The sequence below is a fragment of the Ignavibacteria bacterium genome, assembly GCA_025612375.1.
Lineage (GTDB): Bacteria > Bacteroidota > Ignavibacteria > Ignavibacteriales > SURF-24 > JAAXKN01.
This window is the reverse complement of the sequence record JAAXKN010000006.1, coordinates 117,523-133,396: the sequence shown is the minus strand read 5'-3', so window position 1 is coordinate 133,396 and position 15,874 is coordinate 117,523. Positions and strand designations below refer to the sequence as shown.

The 15,874-nt window shown below is 44.2% G+C and carries 16 protein-coding genes; 11 read left to right on the top strand and 5 right to left on the bottom strand.

Annotated features, from left to right (window positions below; all coding sequences use genetic code 11):
* Window positions 1-9: 9 nt before the first annotated feature.
* The 4 genes from HF312_06440 to phnE all read left to right on the top strand — a co-directional run bounded on the left by HF312_06440 (window position 10) and on the right by phnE (window position 3,370).
* A complete protein-coding gene (locus HF312_06440; protein MCU7519840.1) occupies window positions 10-438 on the top strand; it encodes a YjbQ family protein in 429 nt (142 codons plus the stop codon).
* Window positions 439-516: 78 nt separating this feature from the next.
* Complete coding sequence (locus HF312_06435) at window positions 517-1,443, top strand: phosphate/phosphite/phosphonate ABC transporter substrate-binding protein (protein ID MCU7519839.1); 927 nt, start codon at window positions 517-519, stop codon at window positions 1,441-1,443.
* A 51-nt stretch (window positions 1,444-1,494) separates the two neighbouring features.
* Complete coding sequence (phnC, locus tag HF312_06430) at window positions 1,495-2,256, top strand: phosphonate ABC transporter ATP-binding protein (protein MCU7519838.1); 762 nt, start codon at window positions 1,495-1,497, stop codon at window positions 2,254-2,256.
* A gap of 37 nt (window positions 2,257-2,293) precedes the next feature.
* Window positions 2,294-3,370 (top strand): phosphonate ABC transporter, permease protein PhnE, encoded by a 1,077-nt coding sequence (gene phnE / locus HF312_06425; GenBank protein ID MCU7519837.1) that lies wholly within the window; start codon window positions 2,294-2,296, stop codon window positions 3,368-3,370.
* Here the strand turns inward: phnE and HF312_06420 are convergent.
* The gene (locus HF312_06420; GenBank protein ID MCU7519836.1) at window positions 3,367-3,972 is read right to left on the bottom strand and encodes a TetR/AcrR family transcriptional regulator; all 606 of its coding nucleotides are present in this window, start codon (window positions 3,970-3,972) and stop codon (window positions 3,367-3,369) included. The two genes, phnE and HF312_06420, sit on opposite strands and share 4 nt — an antisense overlap.
* A 141-nt stretch (window positions 3,973-4,113) precedes the next feature.
* Between HF312_06420 and HF312_06415 the strand changes: the two genes are divergently transcribed.
* Complete coding sequence (locus tag HF312_06415; protein ID MCU7519835.1) at window positions 4,114-6,204, top strand: hypothetical protein; 2,091 nt, start codon at window positions 4,114-4,116, stop codon at window positions 6,202-6,204.
* A 112-nt stretch (window positions 6,205-6,316) separates the two neighbouring features.
* On the opposite strand, the gene pstA (HF312_06410) is transcribed toward HF312_06415, so the two are convergent.
* The 4 genes from pstA (HF312_06410) to HF312_06395 form a co-directional block, all read right to left on the bottom strand.
* Window positions 6,317-7,159, bottom strand: a complete 843-nt coding sequence (pstA, locus tag HF312_06410) for a phosphate ABC transporter permease PstA (protein ID MCU7519834.1) — start codon at window positions 7,157-7,159, stop codon at window positions 6,317-6,319.
* A gap of 2 nt (window positions 7,160-7,161) precedes the next feature.
* Entirely contained in the window at window positions 7,162-8,103 is a 942-nt protein-coding gene (pstC, locus tag HF312_06405; protein MCU7519833.1) for a phosphate ABC transporter permease subunit PstC, read from the bottom strand.
* A gap of 89 nt (window positions 8,104-8,192) precedes the next feature.
* The gene (gene pstS / locus HF312_06400; GenBank protein ID MCU7519832.1) at window positions 8,193-9,218 is read right to left on the bottom strand and encodes a phosphate ABC transporter substrate-binding protein PstS; all 1,026 of its coding nucleotides are present in this window, start codon (window positions 9,216-9,218) and stop codon (window positions 8,193-8,195) included.
* A 29-nt stretch (window positions 9,219-9,247) separates the two neighbouring features.
* Window positions 9,248-10,291, bottom strand: coding sequence for a hypothetical protein (locus tag HF312_06395; GenBank protein MCU7519831.1), 1,044 nt, complete (start codon window positions 10,289-10,291; stop codon window positions 9,248-9,250).
* A gap of 282 nt (window positions 10,292-10,573) precedes the next feature.
* On the opposite strand from HF312_06395, the gene HF312_06390 reads away from it, so the two are divergent.
* From HF312_06390 to pstA (HF312_06365), 6 genes are all read left to right on the top strand, one after another.
* Window positions 10,574-11,338 (top strand): phosphate ABC transporter ATP-binding protein, encoded by a 765-nt coding sequence (locus HF312_06390; GenBank protein MCU7519830.1) that lies wholly within the window; start codon window positions 10,574-10,576, stop codon window positions 11,336-11,338.
* A gap of 83 nt (window positions 11,339-11,421) precedes the next feature.
* Entirely contained in the window at window positions 11,422-12,342 is a 921-nt protein-coding gene (locus HF312_06385) for a metallophosphoesterase (protein MCU7519829.1), read from the top strand.
* A 25-nt stretch (window positions 12,343-12,367) separates the two neighbouring features.
* Complete coding sequence (locus tag HF312_06380) at window positions 12,368-13,072, top strand: response regulator transcription factor (protein ID MCU7519828.1); 705 nt, start codon at window positions 12,368-12,370, stop codon at window positions 13,070-13,072.
* A gap of 261 nt (window positions 13,073-13,333) precedes the next feature.
* A complete protein-coding gene (locus HF312_06375; protein ID MCU7519827.1) occupies window positions 13,334-14,131 on the top strand; it encodes a phosphate ABC transporter substrate-binding protein in 798 nt (265 codons plus the stop codon).
* 52 nt (window positions 14,132-14,183) lie between these two features.
* The gene (gene pstC, locus HF312_06370) at window positions 14,184-15,041 is read left to right on the top strand and encodes a phosphate ABC transporter permease subunit PstC (protein ID MCU7519826.1); all 858 of its coding nucleotides are present in this window, start codon (window positions 14,184-14,186) and stop codon (window positions 15,039-15,041) included.
* The gene (pstA, locus tag HF312_06365; protein MCU7519825.1) at window positions 15,038-15,874 is read left to right on the top strand and encodes a phosphate ABC transporter permease PstA; all 837 of its coding nucleotides are present in this window, start codon (window positions 15,038-15,040) and stop codon (window positions 15,872-15,874) included. Before pstC (HF312_06370) ends, pstA (HF312_06365) begins: the two co-directional genes overlap by 4 nt.

The window sequence follows — 15,874 nt, the reverse complement described above, 5'->3', positions numbered from 1 at the left end:
AGGCTTAAAATGAATTGTTTTCAAAAGGAAATTGTTCTTTCTGCAAAGGCCCGGGGCTTCAGTCTTATAACTGATGAGGTCTTAAGCCAGATCCCGGAACTAAGGAATTTTTCAGCGGGCATTTTCCACCTTTTTATTCAGCATACTTCGGCTTCCCTTTCTGTAAATGAAAATGCGGATCCCGACGTAAGGCGTGATATGGAAGAGTATTTTAACCGGGTAGTGCCGGAGAACGCCCCCTATTTTGAGCATACGACTGAAGGGAGCGATGACATGCCGGCACACATAAAAAGCTCCATTCTTGGAAGCAGCATCACTTTACCTGTAACGCAGGGGAGGCTTAACCTGGGGACGTGGCAGGGCATTTACCTTTGTGAGCACCGTAACCATGGAGGCAGAAGGCATCTTGTTGCAACAATTATGGGGGAAAAGAGGTAAAATTATGATTAAAACAGGCCATGCAGGGGTAAAAGAAGCCTTTTATTTGTTATTTTAAGGCGGCAAACTCAGTTTTATATGAAATTATTAAAATATTTACTTTATATTTCCCCGATCCTTATTTTTATAGGGATTTCCACGTTTCACGACCTCCATAAAAGGGATCTTGGAACAAAAAGCAACCCTGTAAAGCTCTACTTTACACCTGCGCTGGACGCCGACAGGATAACTGCAAATGCAAAGGAGCTGGTGGACTTCCTTGAAAAGGAAACCGGCTATTATTTTGAAACCGCAGTTCCACAGAGCTATATTGCTGTTGTGGAGGCCTTCGGGACAAATAAATGCGATATTGCCGGAATAAATACTTTCTCCTACCTTATGGCTCATGAGAAGTACGGAGCCGAGGCAAGGCTCAGGATTGTAAGGGAAGGGGGAGAGACGACCTACAAGGGATGCTTCCTTGCACGCGCGGGCTCCGGAATCGACAGCCTGAGTGACCTCCAGGGCAGAAAGATTGCCTATGTGGATCCTTCGTCAACCTCCGGCTACATTCTTCCCAAGGCCATACTTAAAAGAAGAGGAATAAAGCCATCGGAAGAAGTTTTTGCCATGAAGCATGACAACGTTGTAACAATGATTTATCAGAAGCAGGTGGATGCCGGTGCAGTCTATTATTCCGACCCAAATCCCAAAACAGGCCTTGTAATGGATGCAAGGATGAGGGTACTGCCGCAGTTTCCGGACGTTGTAAAGAAGGTTAAGATTATAGGTTTTACAGAATCGATCCCTAATGATCCTTATGTATTCAGGAAGGATATGCCGGAGGAGATGAAAAGAAAAATTGTAAATGCATTCCTGAAATTTGTGTCTACTCCCAAAGGGCAGAAGGCTATGTTTGAAATTGCAGATATCGTGGGACTTATTAAGACCAGTGACCGCGATTATGACGGACTCAGACAGATGCTGAAGGAACAGAACATCTCCTTAAGCGGGGTAATAAAATAAATGTTTAATGTTGAATGCTTAATGCTGAATTGCGAAAGGTTTATTAATTAAATGCTGCTGAAAATTAAGGATCTGCATAAGATATATAAAGACGGAACCCATGCCTTAAAAGGAGTTAATTTTGAGGTTAAGGAGGGGGAATTCCTGGTGGTTATTGGCCTGAGCGGTTCAGGGAAATCCACGCTCCTCAGGTGCATCAACCGCCTGCTTGAGCCTACGCAGGGTACAATTGAATTTATGGGTAAAGACATAACACACGTAAAAGGCACGGAGCTCAGAAGTGTGCACCAGCAGATTGGAATGGTATTCCAGCATTTTAATCTTGTAAGAAGAAGGTCTGTTCTTACGAACGTTATAACAGGGCGCCTGGCCTCCATAAGCACGTGGGATTCAGTTCTGGAGAAGTTCTCTCCCGGAATCTGCGAGGATGCCTATAAGTGCCTGAGGATTGTAGGTATTGAAGACAAAGCCGCTTTAAGGGCCGATACATTAAGCGGTGGGCAGCAGCAGAGGGTTGCAATTGCGCGCAGCCTTATGCAGAACCCGAAGCTTCTTCTGGCAGATGAGCCTGTGGCGTCGCTGGATCCGGCAACATCAAATTCAGTTATGCAGTATTTTGAGAAAGTAAACAGGGAGCTGGGTACAACTGTAATCTGCAATCTCCACTTTTTAAGCCTTGTAAGGCGCTATGCCTCACGCGTTATTGCTCTAAGAGAAGGAAATATTGTTTATGAGGGGGATCCGAAGAGCATAAACCAGGAATGGTTCAGGACAATCTACGGCGAAGATGCCGAAGAAGTGGAAATAGGGTAAAAAACACGTGCCAGTGAATAACACCAAAGAAACCAGAATGAAAATAACCGAAGCTGAAAATCTGAAACCGCAGGAAATCATTTCCAGAGATAAGGAAAAGCAGGCCAGAATTAATTTCGTAAAAGCCGTTTTACTCGATATTTTTCTTGTCTTCTACACACTGCTTTTACTTCAAAGGGTTATCTATTATAAATTTATACTGAGCCTGCGTGAAACCCCTTTTTCGTGGTATCAGATTGCCTCTGTTCTTGCTCTAAGCATAGTAATTGGAACCGTGTGGGCATTTACAGGGACATCACTTTCAATGAGGCTTTTCAAGCTTCATAAGGATAATAAAGTTACAAAGTGGTCGGTTGAAATATTTGCATGGCTTCTTTTCGACCTGACCTTTATTGCAGGCTGGGTGGTCACAAAGATCTCTATTATAGACATTTTCAGCGCTGAGGGGATCCGTGGTGCAGAGAGGATTTTCGGGGCCATGTTTCACCCGAATATGGCCATTTTTGACGACGCACTTTCGGCCATTATAGAAACAATTTACCTGGCTTTAATTGCAACGCTTCTGTCAATTCCGCCTACGTTTGTTTTAAGTTTTTTAACGGCGCGCAACCTGATGAGGGATAATAAAATCACATTTGCCATTTACTACGTGCTGAGGATAATTTTTAACTTCATTCGTTCAATTGAGCCTCTAATCTGGGCAATTATTTTTTCTGTCTGGGTGGGTATTGGTCCTTATGCCGGTATGATAGCGCTCCTGGTTCATTCCATAGCATCAAATGCAAAACTTTATTCCGAAGCTATTGAAGGAATTGAGCAGGGCCCGGTTGAGGCAATAGTTGCAACAGGGGCAAACAAGATACAGGTGGTCTGGTATGCCGTTGTGCCGCAGATAACTCTTCCTTTTCTTTCCTTTACAATATACAGATGGGACATTAACGTCAGGATGGCAACGATTATCGGCCTGGTTGGAGGCGGCGGAATAGGCACAATGCTCATGCAGTATCAGGGGCTTGCAAGATGGAATGAGGTGGGCCTCATTGTTATCATGATCGCCTTTGTAGTCTGGGTAATGGATTATATAAGCGCAAAGATCAGGGAAGCGATCTATTAAAGCAGCAGCTGCCTGAAGTAGGCTTCCCAGAACGGGGCGGCTTCCTCCATATTCATTATGGGAAGAATGGAGCCTGCTTCAGTTTCGCCAAAAAAGGTTTTATTAAACGCCTCGGCGAGCACAAAAGCCCAGGTCTGCTTAATTATCATTCCGGGAAGTGAAGGTGTAAGCTTCTTTTTATCCATATTATTCTTCAGGAACTCCATAAGGGCGGATTCTTCATTTTTCATCAGGTTCTGGAGGTTTTCCAGGTCCCTTTCCAGCGGAAAATCCCTGAATGCCAGTTTTACGAGCTCATATATTAAAGAATATTTTTCCGGCGTCTTTGACTTCAGGTCCAGATAGCCGTAAAGTTTCTTCTCAGCCTCCGGGATTTCCGGGTTAGAGAGCGTTTCCCTGATTTCCGCAATAAATCTGTCAATTTCGAAGCCGATGACGTCATAATATATGTCTTCTTTTGAGGCATAATAGTGATAAATTGAGGCTTTGCCGATCCTGAGATCGCGTGCAATTTCCTCAATTGTGGTCTTTGCAAGGCCGTGTCGGGCAAATCTTTTCTGTGCGGCCTTGACAATGTTAAATTTTTTTGGGTTATTTTTCATTTAGTGCCATTCTTAAGGGAAATGTGGAAAGAAAAATACACAAATCCCAAAATAAAAGTAATTGCTTTTGATAGTAAGTGTGGGTAAATTTGCATTTCTTAGTGTAAAAATCCAAATTTTTTACGGGAGGCAGTGTAAAATATGGCTATGATGGCCAAAATGAGGAGTCTTGCTCCGGCATTTATTATTACGATTGGTGGAATATTTGTCCTTTTTATGGTCCTTTCAGATTCCAGAGTGATCGAAATCTTCGGTCAGCGAAAGAATAACGTGGGGTCAGTCAACGGTCAGGATATTTCTTATCAGCAGTTTTCTGCATTTTTAGATCAGGCCAGACAAAGGCAAAAAGAACAGACAGGCAAGGACATTGACGAAGATCAGATGGATGCCTTCAATGACCAGGTCTGGGACGCTATGGTTACTCAGGAACTGGTAAAAGAACAGTACGACAAGCTGGGTATTAAAGTTTCTGACCAGGAAGTACAGGACATTTTGCTCGGGCCCAACCCTCCCGAAGCTCTGAGAAGACAGTTTACGGATTCTACTGGCAGATTCAACAGGCAGCTCTACGAGCAGACGCTTCGTGCACAGAAGAAAGAAGTTCTCCTTGGTCTTGAAGACAATATAAGACAGATGAGGCTGCAGGAAAAACTTCAGAATTATCTCTTTGCCAGCCTGACGGTCAGCGAAGGGGAAATCAAACGCAGGTATATTGATCAGGCTACAAAAATCAATGCCAACTACGTGCTGGTTGACCTGAATACAATACCCGATAATTCAGTTTCAGTAAACGAGGACGACCTGAAGAAGTTCTACAATGACAACCAGGACCGCTTCAAGGTTGATGCACAGCGGAAGCTGAGATATGTAGTGTTCTCAAAGGCTGCTTCAAGAGAAGATTCCGCTTCTATAAAGAACAATCTTATTGCTCTTATAAATAAAGCAAAGAACGATACAGCAGACTTCAAGAGTTATGTTCAGATCTATTCAGAAGCCCCCGCAACAAAGGATACTTTAAGTCCAAACATGCTTCCTCCGGAAGCTGTTGAAGCATTTGCAAATGCTGCTCCCGGAAGCCTCTTAGGCCCTTATGCCTCATTTGAAGGCTACGTGGTTTATAAGCTTCTTGGAAAAGCTCCTTCAAGTGAAACATTTGTAAGAGCCTCACACATTCTCATTCCTTTCAAGGGTGATGAAGCCAAGGCTCAGCAGGAAGCAATGAACGTTTACAGCCAGCTTCAGGCAGGTGCCGATTTTTCAAAGATGGCAAAAGAAAAGTCTGACGACGTTGCAAGCGCAAGAAAGGGCGGTGACCTGGGATGGTTCGGAAAAGGACAGATGGTAAAGGAATTTGAAGACGCAAGCTTTAACGGTCCCGTTGGCGTTGTACAGAAGCCTTTCAAGAGCAATTTCGGATATCACATTGTAAAGGTTACCGGAAAGACTTCAGGCAAGTATGTTGTTGAAAGAATAGTCAACAAGATCAAGGCTTCAGCTTCAACTGCAGACAATGCATACCAGGCAGCCAACGATTTTGTTTATCTTGCAAAGAAGTCGAACTTCGATCAGGAAGCAAAGACTATGAACTACAGGATAATGGAAACCCCATTATTCAACCAGGATGCAAGTTATGTTCCCGGCGTCGGCGCCAACAAGGCAATGGTTGACTGGGCTTTTGACAGCGACAAGGGTGACTTAAGCGATGTTTACAAAGCTCAGAGCGGATACGTCGTGGCACAGGTTTCTGAGGTGGTTAAGCCTGGTGTAAGGAAATATGAAGAAGTAAAAGCTTCACTTAAGCCGATGGTTATCCGCGAGAAGAAGCTTCAGAAGGCAACCAAGATTGCTGAACAGATCAGGAAACAGGCCTCGGGTTCTTCACTGCAGCAGGCTGCAATGAACTTCGGCGGACAGGCCAGGTTTGACACAACAGGTACCTTTACACCTGCACAGTCTGTTCCGAATATCGGACGCGATTTTGCTTTCATGCAGAAAGCGCTCAATGCAGATGTTAACAAGATTACAGAGCCTGTAAGGGGTCAGAGAGGCGTTTACCTGATCCAGGTTACAAACAGAACTCCTTTCCAGCAGTCACAGTATGCAATGCAGAGGAACTCTGTAAGAGACAACATCCTTCAGCAGAAGAAATCTTATTTCTTCAGCCAGTGGATCAACCAGTTAAAGAAAGATGCCAAGATAGTAGATAACAGAAGGCAGTTCTACTCAAGATAGTTGATCTTAAAAAAAGTTGATACATAAAAAAGCCGTGGTCATACAGATCACGGCTTTTTTGTTTTTAACAGAATGATAAAAATTTGAATAAAGATATTTCTCTTTTTAGCTGTCAAATCCTTTTTCTGGTGATGGCTCTGAAAGATAGGTTGACGAGGGTTACAATAAGTATCAGGACCAAGGCCGCTGCCCAGGCCTGGCGGTTCCAGTCCTCGAAGGGGGCCTTTGAGTAGTCGTATATGAATACTGTAAGAGATGCAATCGGCTCATCGAGCCTTGTTGACCAGAAACGGTTACCAAGCGCCGTAAAGAGTAAGGGGGCTGTTTCACCCGCAGCCCTTGCTATGGAAAGAAGAATGCCGGTAAAAATTCCCTTAAATGCCGCAGGCAGAACGACAAAGAGCGTTGCTTTCCAGCGCGGGGCACCAAGGGCCAGGGCGGCTTCGCGGTAAGTTTCCGGCACAAGCCTCAGCATCTCCTCTGTCGTTCTTGTAATAAGCGGAATCATAAGAATACCCAGCGCAAAGCCTCCGGCCAGGGCAGAAAACTTTTTCATCGGTATTACAATTATTATATAGGCTACAACACCGATTACAATGGACGGAATTCCATTTAAGACCTCGGTTAAAAACCTGATGCTTTTTGAAAAAAGTGATGAATTCTCACCGGAAAGATATATGCCTGAAAAAATGCCCACGGGAATTCCTATCAGGCTGCCCAGGCCGATTAAAATGAATGATCCCATAAGGGCATTTGCCATTCCTCCGCCGGCTTCACCTGCAGGCTTAGGCATTTGGGTGAAAAAGGACCAGCTGATGGAGCTAAAGCCCTGTTTTAAAGTATAAAAAAGGATTATAAAAAGGGGAACCATAACCACGACCGCACTGAGTATGCAAATAAGTGTCATTACCCGGCTTTTTATTTTCCTTAACTTTGAATTAAGTTTTCCTGTCATGTTTACACCTTTGAGTATTTTCTTGTTACACTCCATACTACAAGCCTTGCAGTGGCATTTAAGATAAAAGTCATAACAAAAAGTAAAAGCGCAATTTCTATAAGCGCGCTTGTATAAAGCTGGGAGGTTGCCTCACTGAACTCATTTGCCAGCACGCTGGCCATCGTATAAGCCGGATCGAAAAGGGAAAGGGAAATCTGAGGAGTGTTTCCGATTACCATTGTAACTGCCATAGTCTCGCCCAGAGCGCGTCCAAGGCCAAGAAGGGCAGCGCCAAGAATGCCCGACTTCGCGGCTGATAAGACGACGAGCACGACTTCCCATTTGGTGGCTCCAAGAGCAAAGGCTGCTTCTCTTTGCGCCATGGGGATTGAGCGCATAATGTCCCTCGAAATTGAGGTTATTATAGGCAGAATCATTATTGTCAGAATAAGGACTGCCGAAAGCATCCCGAATCCGTAAGGTGCCCCGTTAAAAAGAGGGAGAAAACCAAGGCGGTCTCCAAGCCACGGTTCAACCGAATCTCTGAGCCATGGGGCAAGGACAAAGATGCCGAAGAGTCCATATACAATGCTTGGTATTGCCGCCAGGAGCTCAATGAGTACGGATACCGTTTTTTCAAGCCACGCCGGGGCAAGTTCGGAAAGGAATACTGCAGTGCCTATACTTAAGAAAATAGAGATGATAAGGGCAAGAAGTGATGAAAAAAGTGTACCGAATATAAAGGGCAGTGCGCCAAAGTTTTCCTTAACCGGGTCCCAGGTTTCTGAGGTAATAAAACTCCAGCCGAACTTATTTATTGAGGGCAGGGACTGTACGATCATATGGTAGCCCATTAGGAATACGAGTACAAAAATCAAAAAGGCAAAGAACCTGGTTAGGTTTTCAAAGATAAAGTCGCCGCGGTTCTTCCTGAAAATAATACCGCCCCTGAATCCAGGCATGGACTCAAGGTCAGATTTACCCCTGAAGGGACCGGTTGCTTTCAGCTCAAGGCTTATTTCCTCCCGGCCCCTGTTTTTCACGTTCATAGTTATTTCACCGCGATGCTTGAAATTTTCTTTTCATCCAGTTTTACAACTTCCTTTGGAAGTGGAGCGTAGTAAAGTCCAGGAGCAAATTTCTGCCCTTCTGTAACAGCCCATTTAAGGAAGTCTGCAATGGCCTTTGCTTTGTTTTTATCTTTCATATTTTTATAGATTAAAAGCCATGTGAATCCTGAAATCGGATAGGAGTTTTTCCCGTCGGCATTTGTTATTTCAACTCTCAGGTCCGCGGGCATTTTCTTGATAAAACCTGCAGCGGCCTCAGAAACATTGGCAAAATTTGGTTCTACAAAATTCCCGGCTTTATTCTTAAGTGCCGCATAGGGCAGTCCGTTCTGCACGGCGTAGGCCAGTTCAACGTAGCCAATTGCGCCTTGTGTCTGCTTTACAAGTCCGGCAACGCCTTCGTTGCCTTTGCCGCCGAGTCCGGCGGGCCAGTTAACAGAAGTACCCTGTCCAACCTTGCTTTTCCACTCGCCGCTGACCTTTGAAAGGTATCCGGTAAAAATGTTTGAAGTCCCGCTGCCGTCGGAGCGGTGGGCAACAAATATTGCCTTGTCGGGCAGCTTCATGCCCTTGTTAATAGAGGTGATCCTGGAATCGTTCCACTTTTTGATTTTTCCAAGGAAAATGTCTGCAAGCACTTCAGGAGAGAGTTTCAGACCCTTGCCAGTCTGAGGCAGGTTGTAAGTTACAACCACAGCGCCCATTACAGTTGGTATGTGGAGAATTTCGCTGCCCTGCTTTGAACGGGCTTCCTTCAGCTGTTCGTCCGACATCGGGGCATCCGAGGCGCCGAAATCCACTGTGCCTTCAATTACCTGCTTAATGCCTCCGCCGCTTCCAATCGACTGGTAGTTAAACTGAATGCCTGTTTTCTGATGGTAGACATCGAACCATTTTGAATAAATAACGTATGGGAAAGTAGCCCCTGCGCCGTTAAGCTTCATCTGTGCGTTCATTACAGATGAGACCAGAAGTATACCGAGAATTATTAAAAACTTTGATTTCATTGTTTTTCCTTTAATGTTTTTGGGAATATTTAGAACTGATAAGAAAATGTTACTCTTCCAATAAGATCCCCTGCCTTAATGCCCGAGTACTTTACGGACTCCAGGTTAGGCATAATGCTTACGTTTTTGTCAACCTGGAAGTCAACGGCACCAAGAATGAGGTCCGTCCTGTCGTTCTTATCCATGTCAGTATTAGGGTTGTACTTGTCGTATCTGCCAACCAGCCGGACCCTGTCAAGAATTCTGTACCATGCGTATGCCGAAACTCCGTAGCCGTTTTGTGTCTTAAGAGGGCTTAACTTATCCATGGCAAAGTTGTTCTCCTGGGTTTTATAGAATGTTTCAATGCCAGCCGAAAAGAGGTCTTTCCTGAAGAAGTTCAGGTTGAGTGCACCAACAAATGAGTTATTGCTCTTTGATTTCTTGTCCAGAGCATCAGCCTTAGGTGCATATGAGGCATAGTCGCCGTAGAGGGTGAACTGGAAAAAGCTCAATGGGATAAACTGGAGCATACCATAGAAGCGTTTATATTTATTTACTTCAGGTGCATTGCCGGAATTGTTTCCTACTTTAACCCAGTATTTAACTGCCCCGGCCTCATCAAACTTACCCCGGAGGTCCACACCCAAATCGCGTGAAGAGACGATGCCGTTTAAGTCGGTAATTGTTTTTTCAAGTGATCTGTAGCCCCAGAACGATTCTGCTGTTTCAATTTCAGGTGTAGGAGAGATGCCGAAATAGAAGTCGCTGCCCGGGAAAATATTTTTCCATTTAAGGTAAGCGTCCTTAACCATAACGCCGATCTTCCCGCCTGAGGTAAGCGATGAGGCTGACTGATCTGCCTCAAGGCGGAATCTTGTGTCGAACGATTCCGAAACAGTATAATCTGCAGTTACATATATTCTTCTGAACTGAAAACCGTTCAGGTTCTTCTTTGAAGAATCCCTCTGGTCGATGTTATAAAAGTAATCGCCGAACATAAGTCCGCTTAGTTTGGGAGAGGGTTTCTCCTGTGCTGCTAAGGAATTCGCGAGAACCAGAACTAGTGCCGAAAACAGAATTATTTTTTTCATGGTTTTCCAATGTGATTGTTTTTGTTGTGTTCGTTTAATTGCCAATAAATATTGACTTTTTTAACATATAAGAATCTTAAAAAAGATGTGTTAAAGGAGTATTAAGTTAGTGTTAAGAAACTGTTAAATGGAAGGACACTCATATAACCCTTTGTTTACAGGGGGAAAACGCAATTTTGTCATTTCCTATTTAACAATAACTTAACACAAGGTGATGTAAAATTATCTTAATTTTATAGGAACATTAATATTCATGAAAAAAGCAGGAACATAGAAATCTTTATGAAAGAAGAAAAAGTACAGGTCAAAACCCGAAGTCTTAATCTTTTTTACGGGCAGAAGCAGGCGTTAAAAGATATTTCGCTTGATATTTTTACCAACCAAATTACGGCATTTATAGGCCCTTCCGGATGCGGAAAGTCGACATTCCTAAGAACTCTAAACAGGATGAACGACCTGATTGGAGGGGTGAGAATAAAAGGGGAAGTGGTTATTGACGGCGTAAACATCTATGAGGGTAATATAGATATAGTTGAACTGAGAAAGAAGGTGGGGATGGTTTTTCAGAAGCCTAATCTTTTCCCGAGATCGGTTTATGACAACCTGGTCTTCGGACCGAAATTAAACGGGATAAAGGATAAGAAAACATTAAATGAAATTGTAGAAAGGACATTAAGGCAGGCTGCCATTTGGGACGAGGTTAAAGACAGGCTTAATGAAAATGCCCTTCGGCTTTCCGGCGGGCAGCAGCAGAGGCTCTGCATTGCAAGGGCCCTGGCCGTTGATCCGGAGATAATTCTTTTAGATGAGCCCGCAAGCGCGCTCGACCCCATATCAACGGCAAAGATTGAAGAGCTGCTGGTTGAACTGAAACATAAGTACACTATTGTCATAGTTACACACAATATGCAGCAGGCTTCAAGAGTAAGCGATTATACGGCGTTTTTCTACATGGGCGAGCTTATTGAATACGGCAAGACCAGAACAATGTTTACCAAGCCTTCACTGAGGAAAACGGAGGAGTATATTACAGGAAGATTTGGCTGAAAACTTAATACAGAAATAACATTAAATTCACAATTAGTTAACATTGGAACATTATTTTGGTTAAAAACAAAAAAAAGGAATAAATGAAAATAGCTCATATCTCAGACTTACATGTCTGCACCAGGCGGAACTTCAGTAATATAAAAAATGCACGCAGACTTTTGGAACACATAATAAACAATAATTATGATCACGTAGTAATTACCGGGGACATTACCGAGAACGGTAATGAAAAAGAATTCAGGCTGATAAGGAAGCTTTTGGAAGAGTTCAATCTTCTGGATACAAATAAGCTTTCCGTTGTAATTGGAAATCACGACATATACGGCGGGATACAGTTTGCCGAGGACATAATCGGATTTCCGGAAAAGTGCAGCAGGACCAACTATAAAATGAAATTGAGGGAATTTGAAGTATACTTCCGCGAGGCGTTTGAGAGGATATATGCACCGGGAGATGATTTCTTCCCATATGCCAAGGACCTGGGTGAAGTTGTCCTGCTGGGAATCAACTCGATCAGCGAATACTCGAAGATGAAAAATCTTTTTGCCTCAAAAGGGAAAATATCCGAAAGCCAGTACGATGGCCTCAGGGAAATATTCAGTTCCGGAAAATATATGGATAAAACGGCAGTAGCACTGGTACATCATCATTTTTACAAAGTGCCGTTTTTTTCTTTCAGCAACGAAAGCAGTATCTGGGCACGGATTGAAAATGAGGCGATGAAGCTGAGGGGAAGGAAAAAGTTTTTGAAGTTCCTGCAAAGCGGCAATGTAAAACTTGCCCTTCACGGGCATGTGCATGAATCTGTTGAATACTCAAAGAAGGGAATAAGATGCCTGAATGCGGGTGAGACTTTCCGTCCCGGGTTTCCTGAGAGGATCAGTTATAATTCAATAACCGTAGATGGCGCTTCCATTATGACAGAAAACGTAGTACTGCCGGATAAAAAAGAGTTAAAGCTTCGTGAGAGCTATCCCCAAATGCAGGTGGTTTGTTTTTAGATCACCTGGCGAAAGACAGGAAAATATGAAAGGTAAAATCTTGATCGTTGATGATGAAAAGGATATTGTAGAATTATTAAAGTACAATATTGAGCGCGAGGGTTTTCAGGTGATCTGTGCCAATAACGGCCGCGAGGCACTTGAAAGATTGACGGAAAAGCCCGACATGATAATAATGGACGTAATGATGCCGGAGATGGACGGCTATGAGGCCTGCAGGAGAATTCGTGAAGATAAAAACACCTGCCGCATCCCACTGATATTTCTTACTGCGAAGTCCGCCGAGTCTGACGAGGTTATGGGACTTGAAATGGGAGCCGATGATTTTGTGGCTAAACCGATTTCCCCGAAAAAACTTATTGCCCGTATCAGGGCAAACCTCAGATGGATAGAAAAACTTTCCCGCGGGGAAAACGGGACGACATCCGTTTTAATACTGGGCCCGCTGGAAATAGACAGGGAGAAGTTTGAAGTCCGTGTTGACGGCGTAAATGCCCATTTCCTTAAAAAAGAGTTTGAAATCCTTTCCTGCATAGCAATGAAGCCCGGCAGGGTTATGACACGTGAAACAATATTAAATGAGATATGGGGAGAGGACTCCTATATAACGGAAAGGACAATAGACGTGCATATAAGGAAAATACGCGAGAAACTTGGTCCTCATGCAGAAATGATAGAAACAGTTAAGGGTGTGGGCTACCGCATTAGAAGCCATGAAAAGGCTGCTTGAAGCCAAAATGAACCGCCGGGAGCGTGATAACTCCTTCAAAAAGCCATAAAATCAGCATTCTGAAAGCCAGCAGAAATCCATATTTCTCTTCATAGCCTATATTAACAAATTGTTAAGTTTGCTTAGGCCTATATAAAACGAACCTCAATTTTTTTAATTTTACTATAGAAATATTAATTAGGCCTGACCCGGGTAAAAATACAAATAACTGAAAAAGAAATCTAAAGATATAGCAATATTGAAAACAACAGGAGTATTCAAATGTCAAAAAAATCAGTTTTAGCCTCAATAGCCGTTCTGGCAGCTCTTATGGTCTTCGGATGCGGAAGATCCAAAACTTCCGTTACACTGGCAGGGTCTACAGCCTTCCAGCCATTTGCCGAGAAACTGGCAGAACAGTACATGCAGTCGCATAATAACGTAAACATAACTGTCCAGGGTGGCGGCTCAGCCGTTGGTATCCAGTCCGCAAACTCCGGTGCCGCACAGGTGGGAATGGCTGACCTGGTTCAGCTGCCGGATGAGGCCAAAGGGCTGACCTCGGTTATAGTTGCAAGGGACGGGGTTGCAATTGTTGTAAATCCAAAGAACCCCATTACAAATCTTACAACAGACCAGGTGCGCGACATATTTAACGGCAAGATCACTAACTGGAAGGAAGTCGGCGGCCAGGACGCTCCGATTACCGTGGTCTCAAGAGAAGCCGGTTCAGGCACGAGATCATCTTTTGAAAAGATCATCGGAAACATTCAGCTTAAAAAAGACGCCCTCATACAGGACTCAAACGGCACAATACGCGAGACCGTATCAAATGATCCGAATTCCATCAGCTATCTTTCACACGGACTTGTAAACGAGAAGGTTAAGCCACTTACATTAGACGGCATACAGCCCACGGTTGATAACATTGTTGGCGGAAGCTATAAACTCTCAAGGCCGATATTCCTTCTTGTAAAGGGAGAGCCGAAGGGAGAAATAAAGAATTTCATAGACTATATACTTTCTCCGGAAGGGCAGAAGACAATAAAAGATAACGGGCTTTTACCTGCAAAGTCTTAAGAAGAAGAACAGAAATTGTTAAAACGGTTAAAAACAGATTCCAGGAATTTTAATGAAACTTGTTGGTGAAAAGGGTGTAAAGCGGATTTTAATGGCGGTAGCATTCTCTGCTATCTCGGCACTGCTTCTGATAACACTCTTTATTATAAATGAAGGGCTCCCGTTTATTTTCAAGTACGGGGCAGGTAACTTTCTTTTGTCTTCTGAGTGGGACCCCCAGGCAGGGAAGTTCGGCATATTTCCAATGATAGCCGCCTCGCTCTGGGTAACATTTGGTGCAATGATCATAGGGGCCCCTCTGGGCGTTGCAGTGGCGCTCTTTTTAGCAGAGTATGCTCCAAGGCCATTGATGAAGGCGGTAAAGCCCACAATTGAGCTACTGGCTGCAATCCCGTCCGTTGTTTACGGCTTTATTGGAGTAGTGGTGCTGGCACCCTTTATAAGGAGCTACTTCGGGGGGCCGGGGCTCTCACTTCTGGCGGGATCAATTATACTTGGCATTATGATACTGCCGACAGTAATAAGCATAAGCATCGATTCAATAATGGCTGTTCCAAGGAGCTACCGTGAGGGCTCGCTTGCGCTTGGGGCCACAACGTGGCAGACAATTAACATGGTTACAATTAAAGCCTCAAAGTCGGGAATAATAGCAAGCATTATTCTTGGCCTTGGCCGTGCTGTCGGGGAAACAATGGCTGTCATTATGGTTGCCGGAAACTCGGTTAATATACCTCACTCGGCAACAGACTCGGTAAGGACACTTACGGCAAACATCGCCCTCGAGATGAGTTATGCCACAGGGATGCACCGCCAGGCGCTTTTTGCAACGGGTGTAGTGCTCTTTACAGGCATAATCATTCTTAACTCAATTGCCAGCGTTGCACTCAGAAAAAGGAATGGGAAAAGATGAGAATAAATCCGCGTCATACACAGAAAGCAGCCGTTGTCATACTGGGCGGGGCAACAGCCCTGGTACTGTTGATACTGGTTTTTATAATATTTTTCATACTTGAAAAAGGCCTCCCAGTAATCAATCTTCAGTTTCTTACAAGTAACCCGCAGGAAATGGGGCGCTCGGGAGGGATTTTCCCGACTATCATAGGGACAGTAGTTCTAACTTTTGTTGCACTGCTTATTGCAACCCCTCTTGGGGTGTTTACATCTGTATATTTAAGTGAGTACACAAAAGAGACGCTTCTTACAAAAATCATCAGGTTTGGAACGGACTGCCTGGCCGGGATTCCTTCAATCATATTCGGGCTGTTCGGCTACATATTTTTTGTTATAACGCTTCAGATGGGGTGGTCCATCTTAGCCGGTAGCCTGACGCTTGCCGTAATGGTGCTTCCTACGATTATACGTACTTCAGAAGAAGCCATTCGTGCGGTGCCCAAGGTCTACCGTGAGGTCAGCTTTTCGCTCGGGGCCTCGGGCTGGCAGACTGTAAGGAAAGTAATTCTTCCGAACGCCTTACCTGGAATTGTAACAGGCGTTATGCTTTCAATAGGGCGTTCAATTGGGGAGACTGCAGCCGTAATTTTTACGGCGGGATCGTCCTTAAGGATCCCGACGACGGCATTTGATTCAGTAAGAACAATGGCGGTTCATTTCTATCTCCTTGCACGTGAGGGCATATCGCAGGAGAACGCCTACGGGACTGCCGCTACACTGATCATTGCGGTTCTGATTGTTAACCTTACAGCATACTGGGTAATGAACCGTTTTATCGCAAGGAGAGGATAA

Bases quoted from the DNA above. Each gene is read 5' to 3' on its own strand.
- pstA (MCU7519834.1), bottom strand. From the start codon at position 7,159: ATGACAGGAAAACTTAATTCAAAGTTAAGGAAAATAAAAAGCCGGGTA.
- phnC (MCU7519838.1), top strand. From the start codon at position 1,495: ATGCTGCTGAAAATTAAGGATCTGCATAAGATATATAAAGACGGAACC.
- HF312_06385 (MCU7519829.1), top strand. From the start codon at position 11,422: ATGAAAATAGCTCATATCTCAGACTTACATGTCTGCACCAGGCGGAAC.
- pstA (MCU7519825.1), top strand. From the start codon at position 15,038: ATGAGAATAAATCCGCGTCATACACAGAAAGCAGCCGTTGTCATACTG.
- pstS (MCU7519832.1), bottom strand. From the start codon at position 9,218: ATGAAATCAAAGTTTTTAATAATTCTCGGTATACTTCTGGTCTCATCT.
- HF312_06420 (MCU7519836.1), bottom strand. From the start codon at position 3,972: ATGAAAAATAACCCAAAAAAATTTAACATTGTCAAGGCCGCACAGAAA.
- HF312_06380 (MCU7519828.1), top strand. From the start codon at position 12,368: ATGAAAGGTAAAATCTTGATCGTTGATGATGAAAAGGATATTGTAGAA.
- HF312_06395 (MCU7519831.1), bottom strand. From the start codon at position 10,291: ATGAAAAAAATAATTCTGTTTTCGGCACTAGTTCTGGTTCTCGCGAAT.
- HF312_06390 (MCU7519830.1), top strand. From the start codon at position 10,574: ATGAAAGAAGAAAAAGTACAGGTCAAAACCCGAAGTCTTAATCTTTTT.
- HF312_06415 (MCU7519835.1), top strand. From the start codon at position 4,114: ATGGCTATGATGGCCAAAATGAGGAGTCTTGCTCCGGCATTTATTATT.
- HF312_06440 (MCU7519840.1), top strand. From the start codon at position 10: ATGAATTGTTTTCAAAAGGAAATTGTTCTTTCTGCAAAGGCCCGGGGC.
- pstC (MCU7519826.1), top strand. From the start codon at position 14,184: ATGAAACTTGTTGGTGAAAAGGGTGTAAAGCGGATTTTAATGGCGGTA.
- phnE (MCU7519837.1), top strand. From the start codon at position 2,294: ATGAAAATAACCGAAGCTGAAAATCTGAAACCGCAGGAAATCATTTCC.
- HF312_06375 (MCU7519827.1), top strand. From the start codon at position 13,334: ATGTCAAAAAAATCAGTTTTAGCCTCAATAGCCGTTCTGGCAGCTCTT.
- HF312_06435 (MCU7519839.1), top strand. From the start codon at position 517: ATGAAATTATTAAAATATTTACTTTATATTTCCCCGATCCTTATTTTT.
- pstC (MCU7519833.1), bottom strand. From the start codon at position 8,103: ATGCCTGGATTCAGGGGCGGTATTATTTTCAGGAAGAACCGCGGCGAC.